General features: G+C 61.9%; 16 protein-coding genes. 6 read left to right on the top strand and 10 right to left on the bottom strand.

Annotated features, from left to right (window positions below):
* Nucleotides 1–2: 2 nt before the first annotated feature.
* A complete protein-coding gene (gene mexE / locus AC07OP_RS01360) occupies nucleotides 3–1,244 on the bottom strand; it encodes a multidrug efflux RND transporter periplasmic adaptor subunit MexE (RefSeq protein ID WP_027605656.1) in 1,242 nt (413 codons plus the stop codon).
* A 257-nt stretch (nucleotides 1,245–1,501) separates the two neighbouring features.
* Here mexE and AC07OP_RS01355 point away from each other — a divergent pair, with 257 nt between their 5' ends.
* A complete protein-coding gene (locus AC07OP_RS01355) occupies nucleotides 1,502–3,199 on the top strand; it encodes a hypothetical protein (protein WP_495102614.1) in 1,698 nt (565 codons plus the stop codon).
* A 75-nt stretch (nucleotides 3,200–3,274) separates the two neighbouring features.
* Here the strand turns inward: AC07OP_RS01355 and AC07OP_RS01350 are convergent, their stop codons facing one another.
* Genes AC07OP_RS01350 through AC07OP_RS01340 form a run of 3 tightly spaced genes read right to left on the bottom strand, consistent with a single transcriptional unit; the run spans nucleotide 3,275 to nucleotide 7,358 of the window.
* The gene (locus AC07OP_RS01350) at nucleotides 3,275–5,485 is read right to left on the bottom strand and encodes a GMC family oxidoreductase (RefSeq protein WP_495102615.1); all 2,211 of its coding nucleotides are present in this window, start codon (nucleotides 5,483–5,485) and stop codon (nucleotides 3,275–3,277) included.
* Nucleotides 5,482–5,994, bottom strand: coding sequence for a sorbitol dehydrogenase (locus AC07OP_RS01345; RefSeq protein WP_495102616.1), 513 nt, complete (start codon nucleotides 5,992–5,994; stop codon nucleotides 5,482–5,484). The genes AC07OP_RS01350 and AC07OP_RS01345 overlap by 4 nt, the downstream gene beginning before the upstream one ends.
* Complete coding sequence (locus AC07OP_RS01340) at nucleotides 5,991–7,358, bottom strand: cytochrome C (protein ID WP_495102617.1); 1,368 nt, start codon at nucleotides 7,356–7,358, stop codon at nucleotides 5,991–5,993. Before AC07OP_RS01340 ends, AC07OP_RS01345 begins: the two co-directional genes overlap by 4 nt.
* A 263-nt stretch (nucleotides 7,359–7,621) precedes the next feature.
* Between AC07OP_RS01340 and AC07OP_RS01335 the strand changes: the two genes are divergently transcribed.
* Entirely contained in the window at nucleotides 7,622–9,634 is a 2,013-nt protein-coding gene (locus tag AC07OP_RS01335) for an McrB family protein (RefSeq protein ID WP_495102618.1), read from the top strand.
* Nucleotides 9,631–10,962 (top strand): McrC family protein, encoded by a 1,332-nt coding sequence (locus tag AC07OP_RS01330; protein WP_495102619.1) that lies wholly within the window; start codon nucleotides 9,631–9,633, stop codon nucleotides 10,960–10,962. Before AC07OP_RS01335 ends, AC07OP_RS01330 begins: the two co-directional genes overlap by 4 nt.
* On the opposite strand, the gene AC07OP_RS01325 is transcribed toward AC07OP_RS01330, so the two are convergent.
* Both AC07OP_RS01325 and AC07OP_RS01320 read right to left on the bottom strand, forming a co-directional pair.
* The gene (locus AC07OP_RS01325; protein WP_495102620.1) at nucleotides 10,926–11,453 is read right to left on the bottom strand and encodes a sterol desaturase family protein; all 528 of its coding nucleotides are present in this window, start codon (nucleotides 11,451–11,453) and stop codon (nucleotides 10,926–10,928) included. The genes AC07OP_RS01330 and AC07OP_RS01325 overlap by 37 nt on opposite strands.
* A 119-nt stretch (nucleotides 11,454–11,572) precedes the next feature.
* Entirely contained in the window at nucleotides 11,573–12,487 is a 915-nt protein-coding gene (locus tag AC07OP_RS01320; protein ID WP_495102621.1) for a LysR substrate-binding domain-containing protein, read from the bottom strand.
* Between the two features lie 105 nt (nucleotides 12,488–12,592).
* Between AC07OP_RS01320 and AC07OP_RS01315 the strand changes: the two genes are divergently transcribed.
* Nucleotides 12,593–13,405 (top strand): phytanoyl-CoA dioxygenase family protein, encoded by an 813-nt coding sequence (locus tag AC07OP_RS01315; protein ID WP_495102622.1) that lies wholly within the window; start codon nucleotides 12,593–12,595, stop codon nucleotides 13,403–13,405.
* Between the two features lie 79 nt (nucleotides 13,406–13,484).
* A complete protein-coding gene (locus AC07OP_RS01310) occupies nucleotides 13,485–14,453 on the top strand; it encodes an ABC transporter substrate-binding protein (RefSeq protein WP_495102623.1) in 969 nt (322 codons plus the stop codon).
* 47 nt (nucleotides 14,454–14,500) lie between these two features.
* Here AC07OP_RS01310 and AC07OP_RS01305 read toward each other — a convergent pair whose 3' ends face one another.
* The 4 genes from AC07OP_RS01305 to AC07OP_RS01290 are packed head-to-tail and all read right to left on the bottom strand — an operon-like array spanning nucleotide 14,501 to nucleotide 19,122.
* Complete coding sequence (locus tag AC07OP_RS01305; RefSeq protein ID WP_495102624.1) at nucleotides 14,501–14,971, bottom strand: response regulator; 471 nt, start codon at nucleotides 14,969–14,971, stop codon at nucleotides 14,501–14,503.
* Nucleotides 14,968–17,283 carry an ATP-binding protein gene (locus AC07OP_RS01300; RefSeq protein WP_495102625.1) on the bottom strand — a complete coding sequence of 772 codons (2,316 nt, stop codon included), beginning with the start codon at nucleotides 17,281–17,283 and terminating at the stop codon, nucleotides 14,968–14,970. The genes AC07OP_RS01305 and AC07OP_RS01300 overlap by 4 nt, the downstream gene beginning before the upstream one ends.
* Before the next feature lie 10 nt (nucleotides 17,284–17,293).
* Complete coding sequence (locus AC07OP_RS01295) at nucleotides 17,294–17,947, bottom strand: response regulator (protein ID WP_495102626.1); 654 nt, start codon at nucleotides 17,945–17,947, stop codon at nucleotides 17,294–17,296.
* A complete protein-coding gene (locus AC07OP_RS01290; protein ID WP_495102627.1) occupies nucleotides 17,944–19,122 on the bottom strand; it encodes a sensor histidine kinase in 1,179 nt (392 codons plus the stop codon). Before AC07OP_RS01290 ends, AC07OP_RS01295 begins: the two co-directional genes overlap by 4 nt.
* A 167-nt stretch (nucleotides 19,123–19,289) precedes the next feature.
* Between AC07OP_RS01290 and AC07OP_RS01285 the strand changes: the two genes are divergently transcribed.
* Complete coding sequence (locus AC07OP_RS01285; protein WP_495102628.1) at nucleotides 19,290–19,808, top strand: SgcJ/EcaC family oxidoreductase; 519 nt, start codon at nucleotides 19,290–19,292, stop codon at nucleotides 19,806–19,808.
* The last annotated feature ends 383 nt before the right edge of the window (nucleotides 19,809–20,191 follow it).

Here is a 20,191-nt window from a genome sequence, read left to right as displayed (position 1 = left end):
CCTTAACCGCGTGGAGACGCAACGGCTGCGAGCTTGGGCGCGGTTTTTTCCGGCGCCACTTGCTCCAGGTTGCTGGCTTCAAGCGCTTGTCGTTGTTGGGCCAAGGCGGCGAGGGTTTCCTTGCTGGCCATCGGAATGGTTTCCGGGGCGACCGGCGAGCCGGGGCGTGCGCGTTGCAGGCCCTTGACGATAATGGTGTCGTCCTTGTTCAGGCCGCTGCGCACGATGCGCAGGCCTTCGATCTTCGGCCCCAGTTCCACCGCGCGATACGCCGGCTTGTCGCCTTCCATCACCAGCACGAACTTCTTGCCCAGGTCGGTGCCGACGGCCTCGTCGTTGATCAGTACGGCGGAGTAGGTACCGCTGCCGACCAGCTTCAGGCGCGCATACAGGCCAGGGGTGTATTCGCCCTTGCTGTTATCGAACACGGCGCGCCCACGGATGGTGCCGGTGGCCGGGTTGACCTGGTTGTCGACGAAGTTCATCTGGCCCAAGTGCGGGTTGCCGGTTTCATTCGACAGGCCCAGGTACACCGGGGTGGTCGCACCACGGCGGCCTTGGCGAGCCAGCTCGGTGTACTTGAGGTACACACGTTCATCGGCGTCGAAGTAGGCGTAGACCTTGTCGGTGGAGACCACGCTGGTCAGCGCGGTAACGTCGGCGGTCACCAGGTTGCCGGCGGTGATTTCCGCACGGCTGACGCGGCCGCTGATCGGCGAAGTCACGCGGGTGAAGCTCAGGTTCAGCTTGGCCAGGTCCAACTGCGCCTGGATCCCGGCGACGGCGGCGCGGGCTTCCTGGGCGGCGGTGGTGCGCGAGTCGGCCAGTTCGGCGGAAATCGCATTGCTCTGGCGCAGGCGTTCGCCGCGCTGGGCTTCGTTGTCGCTGCGGGTGGCGGCGGCTTTGGTTTGAGCCAGTTGGGCTTCCAGGCGGCGCACTTCGGCCTGGAACGGACGCGGGTCGATCTGGAACAGCAGGTCGCCTTTCTTGACCAAAGCGCCTTCGGTGAAAGCGACTTGGTCAATCTGGCCAGAGACCCGTGGACGAATCTGTACGGTTTCGGGCGCTTCCAGGCGACCGGTGAATTCATCCCACTCGTTGACCGGCTGCTCAAGCACCTTGGCCACGCTGACCTTTGCCGGTGGCATGGCGGCCGCTTGGTCCGGGGTCTTGCCGCACGCGCTCATCACCACCACGGCCAGGATCGCCAGGGGGAAGCGCAAATGTTTGAGTGACTGTTCCATGAGGTGCATCCGCCAATGTATTTGAGATGGGCGGATCATGCGCGGCGACGCGGTATGTCACGAATCGAATGAAGCAAAGGTAACTATCATTCGGAATGATATAAGCGCGGGATTAGCCCTCTAGCATGGGGCTTTCGTTAGGGGGCTATCAATGGGCGTGATGACAAAGGACTGTTGCACAGCGTGCAAGCAACGTCGATTTCGGCAGCCGTATGGTTACTATGACGCACGCCGTTATTTCGACCAGGAAGTCATTCATGACCATGCTCCAACCGTCGCTGCGTAAGAATCTCAGGATACAGAGCGACACCTTTTCGCTTTCGCTCAGCCAGACCCTCACAACCTTGTCCGAGCGAATCACCCAAGCTCAAGCGACAGTCACCTACATCAACGGCCTGAGTACCCGCAGCGCCGAAAGGGAACGCCTCGAGGCCCTGGCACCGACCCTGGCGCGCGTGCAGAAGTGCCTGCAGAGGTTCAAACAGCAGAAAAACAAAGGGTACGGGCTCGGTTGGCTGCTCAACCCTTTGGATACGCGTCAGGCGTCCCGTGAACTCAAGGCCGCCCGGCTCAAGCATGAGCAGGCTGTATTGGCGTTCGATGAGCCAACCGTCACTGCGAAGCGCGCCAGTGACATCGACCAGCACAACCGCGACGTCGCCGCCCAGCGCGAGGAACAGCTCAGACTCAAGGCGCTACTGGAGAAGCTGATTAAAGCCCAGCGTCAGTTGAATGACTTCAAGTTGGCGGCGACGAAGGCATTGGCCGCCGCAAGCGGGGACGGATGGCTGGCTCCTGATTTCGCCATTACCTTCGCCCGCGTCATAGACTTTGTGCGCAAGGTAGATATGCCACAGGCCCATCACTATCTGGCACAACTGGTATTTCAAAAAACACCGGATAAGGCAGCCTATGGCGCGTTGCGCACGCGGGCCGAAGCTATTCGCAAACGCGCCAATCGGGATCACTTCGGCGTCGCGGTGACGGGCGGCTTTCCCAACATTGTTGCGGCTTGCGCCAGCCTGGCGGCGGCCAACATGCACAGCGGCCCAGCCAGTGAGCTGCTGCAATGTCGTCAAACCGCCGATCAGTGGCAACTGTTGAGCCAATTGGCAACGTCACCCACTCACCTGTCCAACGATGTGCTCTGGGCGATCTACTGGGCGATGTTTCAGTGCGAACAGGAAATGGCCAGGTTCCTGAACAGCGCGGCGGCTATTGAAGATCTTTTGAATGGTCGGTTCAGTGCCTATGTCGAACACTGGCTCACTGGCTGGGCATCCAAACAGATCCCGCAGTTCGGCTACCCCATGTCCCAGTCTTTCCTCGGCACGTTACAACTGGCGGGTACCCCCGAAGAAAGCCGCTTGGGTGCCGATCTTGGCGTAATCATTTCATTGAATATTGGTGGTCTGGTCTGTCGCAAAACCGTGCTTTTGCAAGCCAAGCGGGCAAAGGACTGGGTTGCCGATGTCGGCAGTAGAAAAGGCCAGTTACCCAAGCTCTCCACGTTGCAGCGGGGAGGGTATTACCTGTTCTATCACGAGTCGGCGAACCTACAATTGGCCTGCGCTGTTCCAACGGTCAGCTCTGCCCAAGCGTTGGAGCAGTTGTTGCTCACGGCGGGTAAAAAGCCGGATGGCACTTACCTGCCCGTGGACGTGCGCGAGACGGGGTGGGATTGGGCGAGCTTTATCAGTTTTGGTCTATGTGACGCCCATTCGGACATCGGTGAACCGTTCGAAACCATTGATGAGGCGCTGCAGATTCTGGGCAGTGGCGAGACCGGTGAGCTTCCCCTGCGCCTGTTCATGATCGCTATCGAAGATGAGGAGTACGTTTATGAGCTTGCGCAGCGCGTGCGTGAGCACTATGTGGACCTGCACATGCCGCTGACTAAGAAAGAAAGGAAACAGCTGGGTGGGGACGAACTAGAGCACCATCACGGTATGTGAAATGCCGAGGACCTGCCTGGCATTCGCTTTAGAGCACCAGGGCTGCGAGCCAGCTTCACTCGCAGCCCCTGGTTTTTACACGGTACCGAACCCCACCTGTACCGTCAGCGCCCCCTGGTTATCCCCCAAGCCAATGCCATAACGCCCCTCCAGATCATCGTTGATACACAGCTGCAATTCCCCGGTCTGCCCCGCCGGAATCTCCGCCAGGTCACCCACCAGAAACGGTGTCCCGCTGCTGCTCACCCGGCCAATCAGCGCCCCCTCATTGGCGCCCGGCAAGGTGTAGCCCGCCTTGGCGATCAGCCCGGGGCTGCCGTTGCCATCGACCAGGCCGCCCACCGGGCTGGCCAGCCACTTGCCGCTGACATACCGCACCAGGCGCGGGCTCGGGCCGCTGATCTGCACGCCGGTGCCTTGCCATGGCTGGTTGGCCTGCACCTGTACCGTCGCGGCCTTGAGCTCGTTGCACAGGGTGTCGCCGGCTTGGATCGACAGGGCGGCGATGGTCAGGCTCGGGTTGGAGGTGCCGGTGGTGGGGAACACGCCATCACCCACCAGGAACAGGTTGTTGTGGTCCCAACTGCGTTGGCTCTTGTCCACCACCGAGGTCTTGGGGTCGTCCCCCATGCGGTAGGTGCCCATCAAATGCCCGGCCCCCTGGAACGAATAGGATTGCCCTTGGTAGATGAACACCCCGGGCGGGATGTCGGCAGTCAGTTCGGTAGCCCCAAGCAGTTCGGTGATGACATGGCTGGCCAGGATCCGCGCCTGTTTGAAGCCTTCCTTGGTGTAGTCGGACAGGTCGTAGTGGATTTCCGGGCGCGGGATGCCCAGGCGGTCCTTGTATTGGGCGGAAGGCACGATATAGCAGTTGGCGTTATTGGGATCTTCCTCCACTTGCTCCACCAGGAAACCTATCCGAAATTGCCGGGTAAGCAGGTTGTTCAGCTGCTGCACCAGCGCCGTGCCGAACAGCACCTGGGGCGCGCCCGGGGTGTTTGGCAGCGGGTTGGTCTTGCTGACGTTGGTGCCATCGATCAGGTCGGCGACGGTGGTATAGGGATCGCCGATCGGCCAGTTGAAGCCCTCGTTGCCGATTTCGATCCGCCAGGCCGCGCGCTGGCTGCGGAAGGCGCCGTCGCGCAGGCTTTCGATGCCGGAGGTGGACACCGGGCCGCGATACGGGAACACCGTCTTGCCCTCGGGCATCAGGCCCCAGGCCAGGTAGATCGGGTGGTCCGCCAGGCTGCGCCCGACCTGGCCGCTGCTGTTGGCCACGCCGTTGGGCCAGGCGCTGTTGGTGGAATTGAGCAGCAGCTTGGGCGTCTCGATGGCATGGGCGGCGATCACATAACGTTGCCCCACGGCCACACCGGTGCCGGTCGGTGGCCCATCGCCGAGTTGGTACTGGATGAACTCGATACCGCTGATGCTGTTGTCCGCCGCCACGGTGACCTTGCTCGCCACGGTCTTGTACAGCACCCGCACATTGCCGGTGTTGAGGGCGTTGTTCATGGTCACCGTGGCATCGTACTTGGCCTGGATCGGGCAGATCGGCGTGCAATTGGTGTTACCCGCGCACACCCGTCGCCCGGCATACGGCTGGGAGTTACGCCCGGCCGGCGTCGGGCTGACCACCAGGGGCAGGCCCTCGAACGACTGGCCCTGCACCGCGCTGACGAAGCTGCCATCGACCAGCGACAGCGGGATGCTGGTCATCGGGTATTCATAGTTGGCCGGGAAGGTAATGCCCAGGTACGCCTGGTCGGCCACGTTCGCGGCCACACCGATTTCCGCCTCCGCACGGCAATAGGCGCTTTGCAGGTCGTTGTAGCTGATCGGCCAGTCCACCCCCACGCCGTACAGGGATTTCATCCGGAAATCATTCGGCAACATACGCAGGCAGGTGGCGACCCAATGCCAGGTGGTACCGCCGCCCACGCGCTCATAGGTACTGGTGAACGGCAGCGGGCCTTTTTGTACCAGGTAGCTGATGTCGGGGTTGTTCCAGCCGTTGATCAGGTCGGCGATGGTCGCGCGCGGTGCGTTCTGTTCGGCGGGGTTGCGCGCCGGGCTCAGGGTGCTCACCGGCGGGTAGGGTGATTCGGGCGTCTTCAACGTCGCGGTATAGAAACGCTCCAGGTACTGGTTGCGATTGGGCGGAATCTCCGGCCCCGATTCCAGCACCAGCACTTGCACCCCGGCCAGGCCCAATTGATAGGCAATCAGGCTGCCCGCAAGGCCCGCACCGACAATCACCACATCTGCTTGTTCGCTACTCATGACGATGCTCCTGGCTGCGTGCTGGCGTTAACCCCGGTGAAGTCTTCCAGGCTGGGCGGCGGGCTGTTCCAGTAGCCGAAGAAGAACTCGCTGTAGCCCATGGGGTGGGCCTGGGCAATACTCCACGCCCAGCTCTGGGTGTAGGCCTCGTCACTCACCACGGTTTGCTCGTCGACCGGGAACGCGCCCTGGGTATACGGCTGGTACCACACGCCCAGCAGCCAGAGCTTCATGATCGCGCGTGCCACCTGGGCGGTTTGCGTGGGGGCTGGCTGGCCGTTCTGCATCAGGATCGCGGTACCGATTTGCTGCGGTGTCGCCTGCTCGGCCGCCAGCGCGGCGTACTGGGCCAGCAGGGCGCTGAGCACGCTTTGCCCGACACGCGGGCCGATGAAGTTGAGAAAGGTGCTGGGCAGGCCGATGGGGTCCACCGAGGGCGCCAGCAGTTCCTGGTCGATGCCGGTGAGCACCACGCTCAGGCCAGTGAAATTGTCCAGGTCGGTACTCATGGCTGACTCCTTGTCGCACCGGTGGATTGGGCGCGCTCGAGCAGGTAGGTGAAGTCCGCGAAGCTGGTGCGCGGCGACTGGGTCACGTGGGTGGCGGCATTGCCGTGACAGGCGATGCAGCTGGACGACGCCTGGGGCACGGTGCCCTGGATATAGGTCTCCAGCGTGGCATTGGCGAGGAACGACGGTGCCGGGTTGCCCAGCGGTCGGGTTGCGGAGATCTGGCACGGCGGCTGGCCGCTGAGCGTCGGCCACTGGGTGCTGATCAACTGGTAGTTGGCCCATACGCTGTTGGGATTCACCGTGCGCAGCAGAGTCTGGTAGGTGGTGTTGAGGGCCTTGGCTTCATCCGTCAACGGTATCTCGCGCACGATCTGCGAGGGCGTGGCCTTCACCGCCGGGTTCCATGGCCGGGGCGGCGGCTGGTTGACCGCGGCCTGGCTGCTGGCGTTATAGAACAGGTACGGACCTTTGCGCTCGGCGGGCGGCGTGGTCTTTTCCGGCACATTGTCGACGTGCTCGAAGGTCGACCACACCCACTGCGGCGCGCTGGTGGTCTTGTGCACGATATGCAGGCCCACCAGCCCGACCGGCTCGGCCACGCAGGACTCGGCCACCACCGGCCCCTTGCTCGGGTCGCTGTTGCCCGGCGTATACACCAGGGCATCGACACTATGGAAGCTGGCGGGATTGTCGTTGCCGTCCAGCACCTTCCACGAGGCCTTGACCATCAGCGAACCCACCTCACTGGTGTTCGGGTTACCGCAACTGAACGCCACCGCATTGGTCGGGCTGGCGGCAAAAAACGCCTGTTGGCCCTGGATGCTGTAGAGGCCGTTGTTGACGATGCCGTCGAACATGGCTTGGTTGACCACGATTTCATTGCGCGTGTACACGCCACTCTGGTCCACCAGAGGGCCGCTTTCAAACGGCTGGATAAACTCGTCGAGCACATCCGGAACCTTGCCCATCTGTTGCAGCAAGCGCCCGGAACCCTTGCCTTCACAGGCTTTCGGCACCCTGGCGGGCGCATGAAAAGGCAGCGGCTTCTGCCCTTGGGCCAGGAATATCTGATAGCTCTCCTTATAGCTTTCCCACACGGTGGCCGCGTCCTGCTGGCCGATCTGCACACCGCTATTGGGTTGACCCGTATCCAGGGCCGGCCAGTTCAACGCAATGAACGTCTGCCACGACATTTCATCGAAGTTGGCTTGCAGGCTGTCGAGAGAGAAGGGCGGGGTCGCCGTGACATCGAAGGGTATTTGCGTAGACAACGTGGGGGCCGCGACGACCAGGGGGCTCAGCAACGCGCCAAACAGCGCACAGCCGAACCCGGGCCGGGGGCGATGGGTTTCCATTCTCATCGGTATCTCCTAGGCATCAGGCGCCAGGAGACAGTGGGTCCGTCATGGACTCTTCAATGCGCCTCCTGGCACGGGCTAGAGCGTAGATAAGGTTGGCGACGCAGGTGTATGGGCGGCTAGATTTGTTCGTAATAAAAACAATCGCCAAGGAGGCTCTCGGGGGAGGGAAGCGTCTTTCTTGCAAACATTTCGTTTGGCCACTATCCAGGCCTTAAGCAGTGATGGCAGTATGAAATTACTTTCAAGGGAAGGAATTTCAGCAAGTGGTGCCAACCAATTTCACTCGTGACCAATTCGCATGCCTGAGCGAATGGCACGAAAAGGTCTTCGACAAGACCGATACCACCCACCGCGACGCTTACAGCCAACTGCGCAACGCCTATGACATCACCAAGCGGTGGGCTGAGACGTTACAGGAGCGTCTCTTCCCCCAGGGCTCCACTAAAACCATTCGCCGACCCATAGACCAGTGGAACAGAAAGTTCGTGGCCTACAACTGGTCGCGTATCTATCCGTACGCGGATGCGCCCGTGGAGCTGGCCTACACCGTAGGCATCGACGCCGTTGACGGTTTCTTCGTCAAGATCGATCTGGTCGACGCCAAAATCGACGATGCCTCCCTGCGCAGGCGATACGACGAAATCCGTGGGCCTTACCACGACTCGCCGATTGTTGCGCTCATGTCGGCCGAAGAAGGCCTGGCGATAGGCCTCTCGGGAATCATCGAGTGGAGCGCACACGCCATCAACCATTTCCCAATCGGGTACAACCAAGTGGCCGAACAACTGGGTTTGATTACAACGCCGAACGCGGCGCAACTGTTGCCACATTTTCAGTGCTGCAAGGATTTCAGAGAACGGCAGCCAAAGTGGAGCAGCGAAATGACGCAGTTGTTTGTGCGTCTTGCCATCGCGGTGCATGGGTTGGGTTTTGACTGGTGGGCCACAAAAGCCACCAACACGCAGTTGGTATTTGGCGGGAAAGAAAAAAGCGCCATTCGGGGATCGACAATGGGGGCATTGTTTGTGCGCTTTGATTGTGTCGAAGTCCGATGGTTGGCGTTTGACGGCCTGGATGCCGTTCCGCTGAACCAGAAGTTGAGCCCTGAACTGGTGGCATTGGTTGAAGCGGCCAATGCGCAGAAACAGGGCGTTTCGGCAAAACGAGGCCAGCGTTCCAGCCGCATTGGCTATTGGCCGGATCAGTACCGCATCGAAGAGGTTGTCGACATGGAAGACGACGTGTTGCTGGGTGACAGTGCGCTGTCTGAGGCCAATATCATCACCCGCAATCAAATCTATTTCGGCCCGCCCGGCACGGGTAAAACCTGGACCTTGCAACGTCTGCTCGAGGCCGACTACCCTGCGCAACGCTTCGAATTCGTCACCTTCCACCAGTCCTACGGCTACGAAGAATTTGTCGAAGGGCTGCGCCCGGTGATTTTCGACAGCACCGCTGCTCATGCGGATGCGGCCACCACCGGCGACGTTCGGTATGAGATTAAACCGGGTGCTTTCTTGCGCCTGTGCGAGCGGGCCAGGAAGGACCCTGCGCATCAATACGCGATGGTGATCGACGAAATCAACCGAGGCAACATCAGCAAGATTTTCGGCGAACTGATCACCTTGATCGAACTCGACAAGCGAGAAGGTAGGGTCAATTCGGTGACACTGACGCTGCCCTATTCAGGCAAGCCGTTCAGCGTGCCTTTGAACGTCGACGTGATCGGCACGATGAACACCGCCGACCGTTCGTTGGCGTTGGTCGATACCGCATTGCGCCGCCGCTTCGAGTTCATCGAACTGATGCCGGATCCCCGTGTATTGAAGGGTGTCACGGTGTCCAAGGACGATCACCAGATTGACCTGGAACAACTGTTGACCGCCCTGAACATGCGCATCGAAGCGTTGTATGACCGTGAGCACACCATCGGGCATGCCTATTTCACGCCATTGAAAGGCATGTCCTCGGAGCAGCGTTTCGAGGCGTTGGCCACGCTCTTCAGAACCCGGATCGTCCCGCTGCTGGAGGAGTACTTTTTCGACGATTGGCAGAAAATCAGGCTGGTACTGGGCGACAACCAAAAGAAAGCGCCTGAGCTCCAGTTTGTACGCGACGTTGAGTCGGGCAGAGGTGCCACGAACCTGTTTGGTTCGAGTTATGAGTGGGACGAGTATGCGCTGCGGCCGCGCTATAGTCTGAATGCTGACACCTTCAACACACCGCAGGCGTACATCGGTATCTATTCGACGCTATTCAAGCCTGTCGCTGAATGAGTGCCGTACAGATCTTTGAGTACGGCAGGCTGGCGGAGTCTGGCGACGGGGTGAACGCAACGGTAATCCCCAGGCGCGTATTTGCCTGGCTGGAGGAGCAATGCCTGAAAGCCGGCGAGCACGCACCTGCCTGGCTCAGACTGACCAGCCGCCGAGGGCAGCGCGTGATCCAGGTGACCAGCTACGTGGGGGTACTGCGCGCGCCTTGCGGTTTCCAGATCGAGATCCTGCCCAAGATCGGCCGCGACACATCAGCGGCCCTGGCGCGCCGGAAACTGATCGAGATGCTCAAGTGCCTGCGCGGTTTTCGGCACCTCAAGACGCTGAATGCCGATCTTCAGGCTGACCGAATGCCGTTACTCGAGGTGTTCCTGCAACAGTTTCTCGAGACGGCCAGGCATGTCGTCAGGAAAGGGCTGCGAAGCGATTACACCGCCCGGCAAGCCAACTTATCCAGCCTGCGCGGCAAACTGGTAATGGCGCGTCACCTCTCACAGAACCTGGTGCGGCGCGACCGGTTCTTTACCGAGCACGATGAGTTCACTCCGGACCGTGCTGAAAATCGCCTGATTCATGCGGCCTTGCGCAAAGCACTGGGTATGTGCAGCGCGCCCGCCAATCAGCGTCTGGCGCGCGAGTTGTGTTTTGTTTTTGCTGATGTGCCGCTGCCCACCGATGTGGCGCAGGACTTCAAACGCATCCGGCTGGATCGGGGCATGGCATATTACGAACCTGCCCTTGAATGGGCGCGGCTCATTCTGCAGGGCAACAGCCCCGTACCGGGCGCCGGCCAGCATCACGTGCCGTCGTTGTTGTTTCCGATGGAGGCGGTTTTTGAGGCCTATGTGGCCAAGCATCTGGCACGCCAGTTGGAGGACGGCTTTGGCCTGAAAACCCAGGTCAGCCGCGAGCACCTGGTGGTGCACAAGGACGAGAACTGGTTCCGCCTGAAGCCCGACCTGCTGGTTCAGGAGGGTACGCAGCCGCGAATGGTGCTCGACACCAAATGGAAATTATTGGATAGCGCCAAAGGCAACCGTTTCGAGAAGTACACGCTCAGCCAGGTCGACTTCTACCAGCTCCATGCGTACGCCCACCTCTACTTGAAGGACGCAGGGCACGCCGTTCTGATCTATCCATGGACAGAGTCGTTCCGCGAACCCTTGCCCGTGTTCGATTTCAAGAGCGCCGAGGGCTTGAAACTCTGGATCCTGCCGTTTTGCCTTGAGCGCAGTAAATTGCTGCTCCCCAAGGCATCCCCCCTGGGGAGATTTATCAGCATTGAGGGGGCTCAGGCCGGCTCTGCATCCGCCTCAACCCGAATATAAGTGCGAAACACATGGTCCCACAGCGGCGAAGACACACCGAAGTTCTTCTCGATGCCTTTGCGATGGTGCAGATCGTGATTGGCCACCAGTCCCGGAATAAATCCATAGGCCCAGTGCTGGGGGCGGTGCATCACGTAGTGCAGCGAGATGTAGACGAAATAGCCCGTCACCGCGCCGATAAACGCCGAGGTAAGGCCGGTGGACCAGGCGAGCAGCAACAGCACGGCGAAGGTCGAACTGGTTTTCCAGCTGGACACGCCGATGTAGGCCAGCACGTCGATATGGTGGGTCCAATGCTCGCGGCGATACAGTGAGTGGAACAGGAAACGGTGCGCCGAATACTCCACCAACGTCCAGGCCAGCAGGCCAGCAAGGGAGAGGGCAAGGTCAAACGGCGCAAGGTAAAGGGCAAGGACAACGAACAGCGGAACGGTAAAAAAGTCGAGGTAATAAGCGACTGACGACATCAGCCATTTATTTGAAGCAGCCATGTGCGGAATATCCCTGTAGTGCGCGATGGATGAATGGAGGCGCGAGTGTCAGCTTTCGCGGCTCTGCACACAACTGGCAGCGTGGGCACCGGTGACAGGATGAGTGTTGCGTCACATCGTCAAAACGTCGCAAACGGTTGTCGCTGTGAGAACCATGCCAACGCGTGCGCCTTGAACGCCTCGGCGGGCGGTGTCAACGGGTAGCGCTGATCGTAGGCCAGCACGATACGTTGCGCAGGCAGCTGCTGTTTGATCGGCCGGCACACCAGCGGCTGGCCGTCGTAGCTGTGGTCGCCGAAGGGGCGGGTGTAGGTGAGCGCCACGCCGAAACCATTGGCGACCAGGCTGCGCTGGAATTCGAAACTATGGGTGGGCTGAACGCTGGCGGGCACCAGGCCAAAAGCGTTGAACAGGTCGAGGATGTGCTGCCAGCTGTGGATCTGGTCCATCACCACCAGGTTGCAGGCACTGAGCGCGGCCATGTCCACCTGCCTTTCTGCCGCGAGCGGATGATCTGCCGCCAGCAGGGCGTGGGCGGTCAGTTGGCAGAGTTCGACGCGCTCCATGTTGGCCGGCAAGCCCAGGTCGTAGGTCAAGGCCAGTTCCAGGGCCCCTTCGCCGAGCCGTTTGCCCAGGTATTCAAACCCGCCTTCGCGCATATCCACCCTGACCCGAGGCGAGACTTGCTGCAGGCGCTTGAGAATTTGCGGCAAGCAATACGGCGCGAGGTCCGCATAACAGCCCAGCACCAGGTCCCCGGCGAAGTCATCGGCTTGGCTGCCGATGTCCGCGAACGTCTGCGCCTCGGCAAGCACACGCTTGGCCTGGGCCATGACGGTGCGCCCAAACGGCGTCAACGACACGCCCAGCCCGCGCTGGCGAACGAACAGCGGTTGCCCGTAAAGGGCTTCCAGCTCGGTGATCGCCGTGGAGATGGACGGCTGGGAAACATGCAACTCTTCAGCCGCCAGGGTGAGGTTGCCGTGCTTGGCCGCCGCCAGGGCATAGCGCAATTGTCGCAAGGTGAAGTTCATAGGATTTTCTTGGGTGATACATCAAGACTTATTATTTTATCTTAATTGGTCGTCATGGAATATTGGCCCTGCACACCTTTCATCTTGTTAAGGGAGTACCCGGCCATGACCCACAGCTCATACACCGTTGACCAAAAAGACATCGACGCCTTCCAGCGCGATGGCGCGGTGTGCCTGCGAGGCATCTTCAGCGATTGGACCGCGCAGATCGCTGCGGGCATCGAGCGCAACCTCGCGGAGCCTGGCGTGTACGCAAGCCGCTACATCGAGCAGGGCGGGCAGTCCGGCGGTTTTTTCGACGACTATTGCAACTGGCAACGCATCCCCGAATTTCGCGCGATCATCGAGCAGTCGCCGGCCGCCGCGATTGCCGCGCAGGTGATGCAGTCACGCACAGCACAGTTTTTTCATGACCATGTGCTGGTCAAGGAGCCCGGCACGCAAAAAGCCACGCCTTGGCACCAGGACATCCCGTACTACTTCGTCGACGGCAGCCAGTCCGTGAGTTTCTGGATTCCCGTGGACCCGGTACGCGAGTCAACCCTGCGGCTGCTGCCCGGTTCCCATCGCTGGGATAAAGGCATCCGGCCGGTGCGCTGGGCCGACCATAGCGACTTCTACCAAGGCGCGGATGACTACCGCGACGCACCGGACCCGGACGCGGAGGAGGGCATGCCGGTGTTGGAATGGGAAATGCAGCCGGGTGACGCGGTGCTGTTCGACTTTCGCACGGTGCATGGCGCCCGGGGCAATGGCTCCGCACAGCGTCGACGGGTACTTTCGTTGCGCTGGGTCGGGGATGATGTGCGCTACCTCGAACGTCCGGGGCGTACGTCCCCACCTTACCCAGGCCACGCCATGCAAACTGGCCAGCGCTTACGCGAAGACTGGTTTCCAACGATCCATACAGCTGGCTGACACATAACTTTTAGAGCGTAATTTCGCTGACATCTGCCCATCCCTGATCTGACCCTTTCACTGCATAGGTGCATCAATGATGAAGCTGAATAAAAACGTGATGGCATGGCTGCTTTCTTGCGGGCTGTTAGCGGGCAGCGCCACGACCCAGGCTGCCGGATGGTGCGAATCCGGCAAACCGGTGAAGTTCGCCGGCCTGAACTGGGAAAGCGCGATGCTGCTGACCGATGTGCTGCAAACCCTGCTCAAGGATGGCTATGGCTGCGCGGTCGACACCTTGCCGGGTAACTCCATCACCATGGAGAGCGCGCTGGGCAGCAACGACATCCAGGTGCTGGCCGAGGAGTGGATCGGGCGCAGTGAGGTGTGGAACAAGGCGGCGGCCAGCGGCAAGGTGGTGGGCGTCGGCGCCCCCATCGTGGGCGCCACTGAAGGCTGGTACGTGCCGCGTTACCTGGTGGAAGGGGATGCCAGGCGCGGGCTGAAAGCCAAGGCCCCCGAGCTGAAGAAGATTGCCGACCTGGCGCAGTACGCCCAGCTGTTCAAGGACCCGGAAGAACCCGGCAAGGGCCGCTTCTACAACTGCCCGGCGGGCTGGACGTGCGAGCTGGAAAACAGCGAGATGCTCAAGAGCTATGGCCTTGAAGCCAGCTACACCAACTTTCGCCCGGGCACCGGCCCCGCGTTGGATGCGGCGGTGTTGTCGAACTACAAGCGCGGTGAACCGATCCTGTTCTACTACTGGACGCCGACGCCGCTGATGGGGCAGGTCGACCTGGTCAAGCTGGAGGAAAAACCGGGCGTGGACAAGAAGATCAGCATTCAGGTCGGCTTGTCCAAAGCGTTCCATGAACAGGCACCGGAGCTGGTGGCGGTGCTGGAAAAGGTCAACCTGCCGATTGACCTGCTCAACCAGAACCTGGCGCGGATGACCAAGGAGCACATCGACTCTCCCAAGCTGGCCAAGCTGTTCTTCAAGCAGCACCCGGAGATCTGGCATGGCTGGGTGAGTGAAGCGGCGGCGAAGAAGATCGAAGCGACGTTGTAGGGCGTTCCCGAAGGCAAGGAAGCTTTTTTCTCCCCACAATCGGCGCCCTAGCGGCGGCGGACCGCCGTTGAACCGCTGCGTTGCAACAACTCAATCCGGTCCGCCGGCACCAGCGTGCGCAACGTCTTGTACAGCACCCGGGTTTCCAGCAGGTTCCATACCCGCAGCATGGTTTCCAGCGCGTCCAGGGGTTTGCTGATGAAGTCCCGGGCGCCCAGGGCCAGGGCGCGCAGGCGTGTGTCGCGGGTGGCGTCGGCAGTGAGCACCAGGATCGGCAGGTATTCACCCTGGGGGATGCGCCGGTTGAGTTGCTCCAGCACGGCAAAGCCGTCGAACTCCGGCATGTGCAGGTCGAGGATCACCAGGTCCGGCTCGAAGCTGTTGAACAATTCCAGGGTGCGCAGCGGCTGGGTGCTGCTCAGCACGTTGGTCAGCCCTTCGCGCGCCAGCAGTTGCTCCACCAGGTCGAGGTTCGGCCGTTGGTCGTCGATGATCAGGATACGCAGGTCGAGGTTCACGCGGGCTCCGGAAAAGCTTGGTCGAGGTGGGCGAGAAACGCCGGCACGTTGATCGGTTTGTTCAATACGGCAGTTGCACCGGCGTCCTGCAAGGCCTGGCGGGTAAGGTCGCTGGCGTCGGCGGTGATCATCAGCACTGGTGTGTCGCGGGTGATCGGTGACTGACGCAGGCGTTGCAGCACCTTCAAGCCATTGATGTCCGGCAGCGACACATCCAGCAGAATCAGCTGTGGCGCATGCTGCGCGGCGAGGTCCAGGCCCAGTTGGCCTTGCATGCTCGACAGCAGGCGTATGCCGGGCCGACGTTGCAGCAGGGTTTCGATCAGCGCCAGGCTGGAGAGGTTGTCCTCGATGCACAACACCTTGCCCTCGAAGGTGCTGACGACGGGAGCAGGGCGCTTCAATTCGGTGTCGATGCCGGGCGTGGCAATACTCTGGGCGTGGGCCACGCGCACGAAGGGCAGTTCCAGGGTGAAGCGCGAGCCGACGCCGGGCTGGCTCTGTACCTTGAGTCGGCCGTCCATGTTTTCCAGCAGGCTTTTACTCAGTGCCAGGCCCAGGCCGCTGCCTTCCACATTCGGGTCGGCCCCCAGGCGTTCGAAAGGCTTGAACAGTTGCCCCATATGATCGGCGGCGATGCCATTGCCGGTATCGCACACGGCCACACGGATCCGTTGGTCGTGGATATCGACCTCAAGGCTCACCTGGCCATCGCGCCGGTTGTATTTGATCGCATTGGACAGCAGGTTCAGCAGCACCTGGGTCAGGCGCTGGCGGTCGGCAACGATGCCCGTATCCGCCGCCAGTGCCGGCAGCGGCCGCAACTGCACGCCCGCGTCGGCGGCCATGGGCGACACCAGCGTCAGCGCCTCTTGCAAGGCGCCCGCCAGCGGGATCGGCACGATATTCAACGCCAGGCTTCCGGCCTCGATCTTGGCGATGTCCAGCACTTCGTTGATCAGCGTGAGCAGGTGCTGGCCGGCGCGCAGGATATGACCGACGTCGGCTTTTTGCGCCTTGGGCGCGTCCATGTCCAGCAGTTGCGCAAAGCCCAGGATCGAGTTGAGCGGGGTCCGCAGTTCGTGGCTCATGCGCGACAGGAATTGGCTTTTGGCGCGGCTGGCGCGTTCGGCTTCCTCGCGGGCGGTGCGCAGGGCGATCTCCGCCGCGCGGCGGTCGGTGATGTCGCGGGTGATCTTGGAAAAACCGCGCAGGGCGCCGGTGCCGTCGTACTGCGCCGTGATCACCACGCTGGCCCAGAACCGCGTGCCGTCCTTGCGGCAGCGCCAGCCTTCTTCGGTGTAATCGCCGTTGTGGGTGGCCTCGCGCAACGCCATGTCCGGGTGCTGCGGGCATTCCTGGGGCAGGTAGAACAGCGAGAAATGCTGGCCGATGATCTCCTGTTCGGTATAGCCCTTGATCCGCTCGGCGCCGTTGTTCCAGCTGGTGACATGGCCCGCCGTGTCGAGGGCGAAGATCCCGTAGTCCTTGACCCCATCGATGATCAGCCGCAAGCGTTCTTCGTTGTCGCGCAAGGCGCGTTCGCGTTCGGCCAGCAACAGTCCGGCCTCCACCAGGCTGGTGCCCAACTGGCCGATTTCGTCTTTTTCCGGCGGCTGTGGCAGCAGCGGCGAGCCCAGGGCCAGGCGCTGGGCGTTGCGCTGCACATTCTGCACCCGGGCGACGATGCCCTTGGACAGAAACAGCACCGCGACAATCGCCCCGAACAACCCGCAGATCGCCGCCAGCCAGGTCGACAGCAACAAGCGTTGGCGGGTTTCGGAGGCGGCGGCGCTGCGCTCGGCCAGCAACGACGCCTCAAGGGTAAGCATGGTGCTGATGTGTTGGCGCAGGGCGTCGAGGATGTGCTTGTTGCTGATCAGGATGGCACTGATGGACTCCGGTGTGGCGCCGCTGTCCTTGAGCATTTCCTCCAGCCCGTCGACCTTGCCGTCGATCAGCGGCTTGATCGCGCTGAGCTGCTCGCGCACCCGTGGATCGCGTACGTTGCGGTCCAGTCGGCGCAGGGCTGACTCGATCTGGGGCTTGGCGTTCAGGTAGCTGGGCAGGAAGTCTTCGCGGCGGGTGAGCAGGTAACCGCGCACACTGGCGGCGGCTTCCGCGAGCAGGGTATGCACGGCCTGGATATCGCTTTGCACGCGTAAAACCCGGCGCACATCCTCTTCGGCACGGGCGGTCTGGCGTTCCGTGGTGTAGATCAGCACCAGGGACAGCAACAGCACCACCAGTGGCAGTGAAATCACCACCAGCGCCTTGCCGCGCAGCGGCAGGTCGGCCCAGCGCTTTCTCATTTGGGCCGCCTCATGTGGGTGTCACCAGGCCCAAGGCGATGCCCCGCACGGCGGCCTGGGTACGGTCAGCCGCGCCGAGCTTGCCGATCACCCGCTCGACATGGGCCTTGGCCGTGCCGGTGGTAATGCCCAGGTGTTCGCCGATGGCGCGGTTGCTCATGCCGTTGGCGACCAAGCCGAGGACCTGGCGTTCCCGTGGGGTGAGCGGTTCGCCGGGGGCGGCACCGCTGGCCTGGCGTTCGGTCATGCGCCGCAACAGCCGCGCGCTGACCGCCGTGTTGAGCGCCTCGCCACCGGCGGCCACGTGTTGCAGCGCCTGGATCACCTCGGCGCGGCTGGCATCTTTAAGCAGATAGCCCACCGCACCGGCATTCATGGCCGCCTCCAGATACTCGGGGCTGTCGTCCATGGTGAACATCACCACCTTCACCACCGGCAGGCGTTGTTGCAGCAAGCGTGCGGCGCCCAGGCCATTGAGCCCGGGCATGCGAATGTCGAGGATGACAATATCCGGCAGCAGTTGCTCACACAACTCCACCGCTTGCAGGCCATCGCTGGCCTGGCCGACCACCTCGAACTGCGGGTGGCCGGCCAGCAGGGAGACAAAGCCGGTGCGCGTGACTTCATGGTCGTCCGCCAGCACCAGGCGCAGGACGTGGGTCATTGGGGGACTCCAATCAAGTGCGCAGGCACGCGCGCGTGCAGCCGGGTACCGCCGTCGACGGTGCTGACGCAGGTGAAGCTGCCGCCCAACAGGCTGGCGCGCTCCTGCATGGTGGCGAGGCCCAGATGCTGGGCGTCATCCGCTGATGGCTCTGCCTTGAAGCCTCGGCCATTGTCGTCCAGCCGCAGGGACGCCTGGTCGTCGTGCAGCGTCAGGGCCAGTTGCACCTGGCTTGCGCGCGCATGCTTGAGCACATTGTTGATGGCTTCCTGGCCGATCCGGAACAAGGCGATTTCCACCTGGCTGGGTAAGCGCGCCTCACAGTGCGCGTGCCACACCACGTTGATGCCGGCGTCACGCAGGCGGTCGGCCTCCTTATCGAGGGCTTTGAACAAGCCGAAATCATCCAGCACCGTAGGACGCAGGCCCGCAATCAGTTGCCGGCCCTCGCCAACCGAGTGTTGGGCCAGGGTAAGAATCGCCTCCAGGTCGGCGGCCAATGCCTCCGGCAGCGGCGGACAGCGCCCGGCAAAGCCTTGCAGCCGCTGGTGCAGGCCCGCCAGGGTTTGCGCCAGGCCATCGTGGAGGTCGTAGGCGACGCGTTTGCGTTCGTCTTCCTGGGCGCGGAGCAAGCGGTTGACCAGGTCGGACAGGGTTTTGTCGCGCAGCTTGAGGGTGCTCAGCAGCCGGTCGTTTTCCAGGTGGGCGGCCAGCAACGTGGCGAGCAGTTGCAGGGATTCGCTGTCTTCGTGCTCCGGCGCCCGCAGGCTGACGCTATTGCCCAGCACCAGTACACCAAAGGCATCGCCGTCACCGGCGCGCAACGGCACTTGCAAGACGCTGGGCACGTCCTCGGATGGCCGCTCCTGCCAACACGCCGTGCGCAGGCTGCGGTCGGCGAGGGCGGCCAGGCCGCCCAAGCGCGACGGGGTGCCATGGCGGGCGCTGGTATAGGCGATGCCTTCGGCATCCCACTCCTGCAGCAGCCCGTGGTCCATGGCCAGAAACGCGCAGGCCCGCGCGAGCACGCGTTCGCGCATGGCGTCGGGGGCGAGTTGGCGCAATTCCTGGCCGGTATCCACCAACAGCCGCAGGCGCGCCGTACGACTTTGCGATTGGCGAAAGTGCGCGCGCATGGCCAGGGCGCTGCCGGGATCATGGGGCGTGTCATGCATGGGTGATGCTCCATTTTTTGCTGCGGGCGCGAGGGTAGCTATTAAACAGGGGCGGACACCTTGGGCGCTATCTGCCAAATGGCATAGGTAAATACCTCCGGTTGGCCGATGGCGGCCGGCGGGCAGCTTGGCAAAGTGGCCGCAACGACGACCACTGGAGTATCGCCATGAAATTCAAGATCGCCCCGATTGCCCTGATATTTGCCCTGGGCGTACCGTTTGTTCACGCCGCCGAGACGGCCCCGTATGTCTACCGTGAAGTCGCCCAGGCGCCGGCCAACGTCAAAGACCGCGAGATTGCCGGTTTATTCGACCGCTGGAACAGCGCCCTGCAGACCGGCAACGTGAAATCCGTGGTCGACCTCTACGCGCCGGGCGCTGTGTTGCAGCCGACCGTGTCCAACCAGGTGCGCACGACGCCGGAGCAGATCACCGACTACTTCGACCACTTCCTGGCGCTCAAGCCGGTGGGCCAGATCAACTACCGCGAGATCCGCCAGCTGGGCAGCAACGTGGCCATGGACAGTGGCGTCTACACCTTCACCCTGACCGAGTCGGATGGCAAGGTGCGTCAGGTGCAGGCGCGCTACACCTTCGTCTATGAGCAGGTGGGTGGCCAGTGGAAAATTCTTAACCATCATTCTTCGGCGATGCCTGAAGTCCAGGCCAAGCACGCCAAGCAGTAATGGTTGGAGGGAAAATGCCCATCCCTTGCCGGGGGTGGGCATTTTTTTGTTGGGGCTGGGAGATTGTTCCTGTGACGGCTCGGGAGCCGGCGCCTATCCAACTGCTGCCCTGCGACCTAAATGTGGGAGGGCGCTTGCCCTAATGCCAGTCAGTCAAGGGCGAACACCGTACCTGTGGCGAGGGCGCTTGCTCTTATTAACTTAAAATAACTTACTGATTTTAAAGGGGTAAAATTTCACACTGAAGTCTTGAGTCCTGCATAAATAATTTCAGGCGAGCGCATGCTTGTGGTGAGCGGGCTTGTCCCGCGTTGGGCTGCGCAGCAGCCCCAAAACCAGGCGCAGAGGAGTGTCAGATACACCACATTTGTCTTCATCAGGGG

This window comes from Pseudomonas sp. GW821-FHT09D08 (assembly GCF_059416305.1).
Note: the sequence above shows the minus strand (reverse complement) of the source record. Positions and strands in the feature narration are given on the sequence as shown.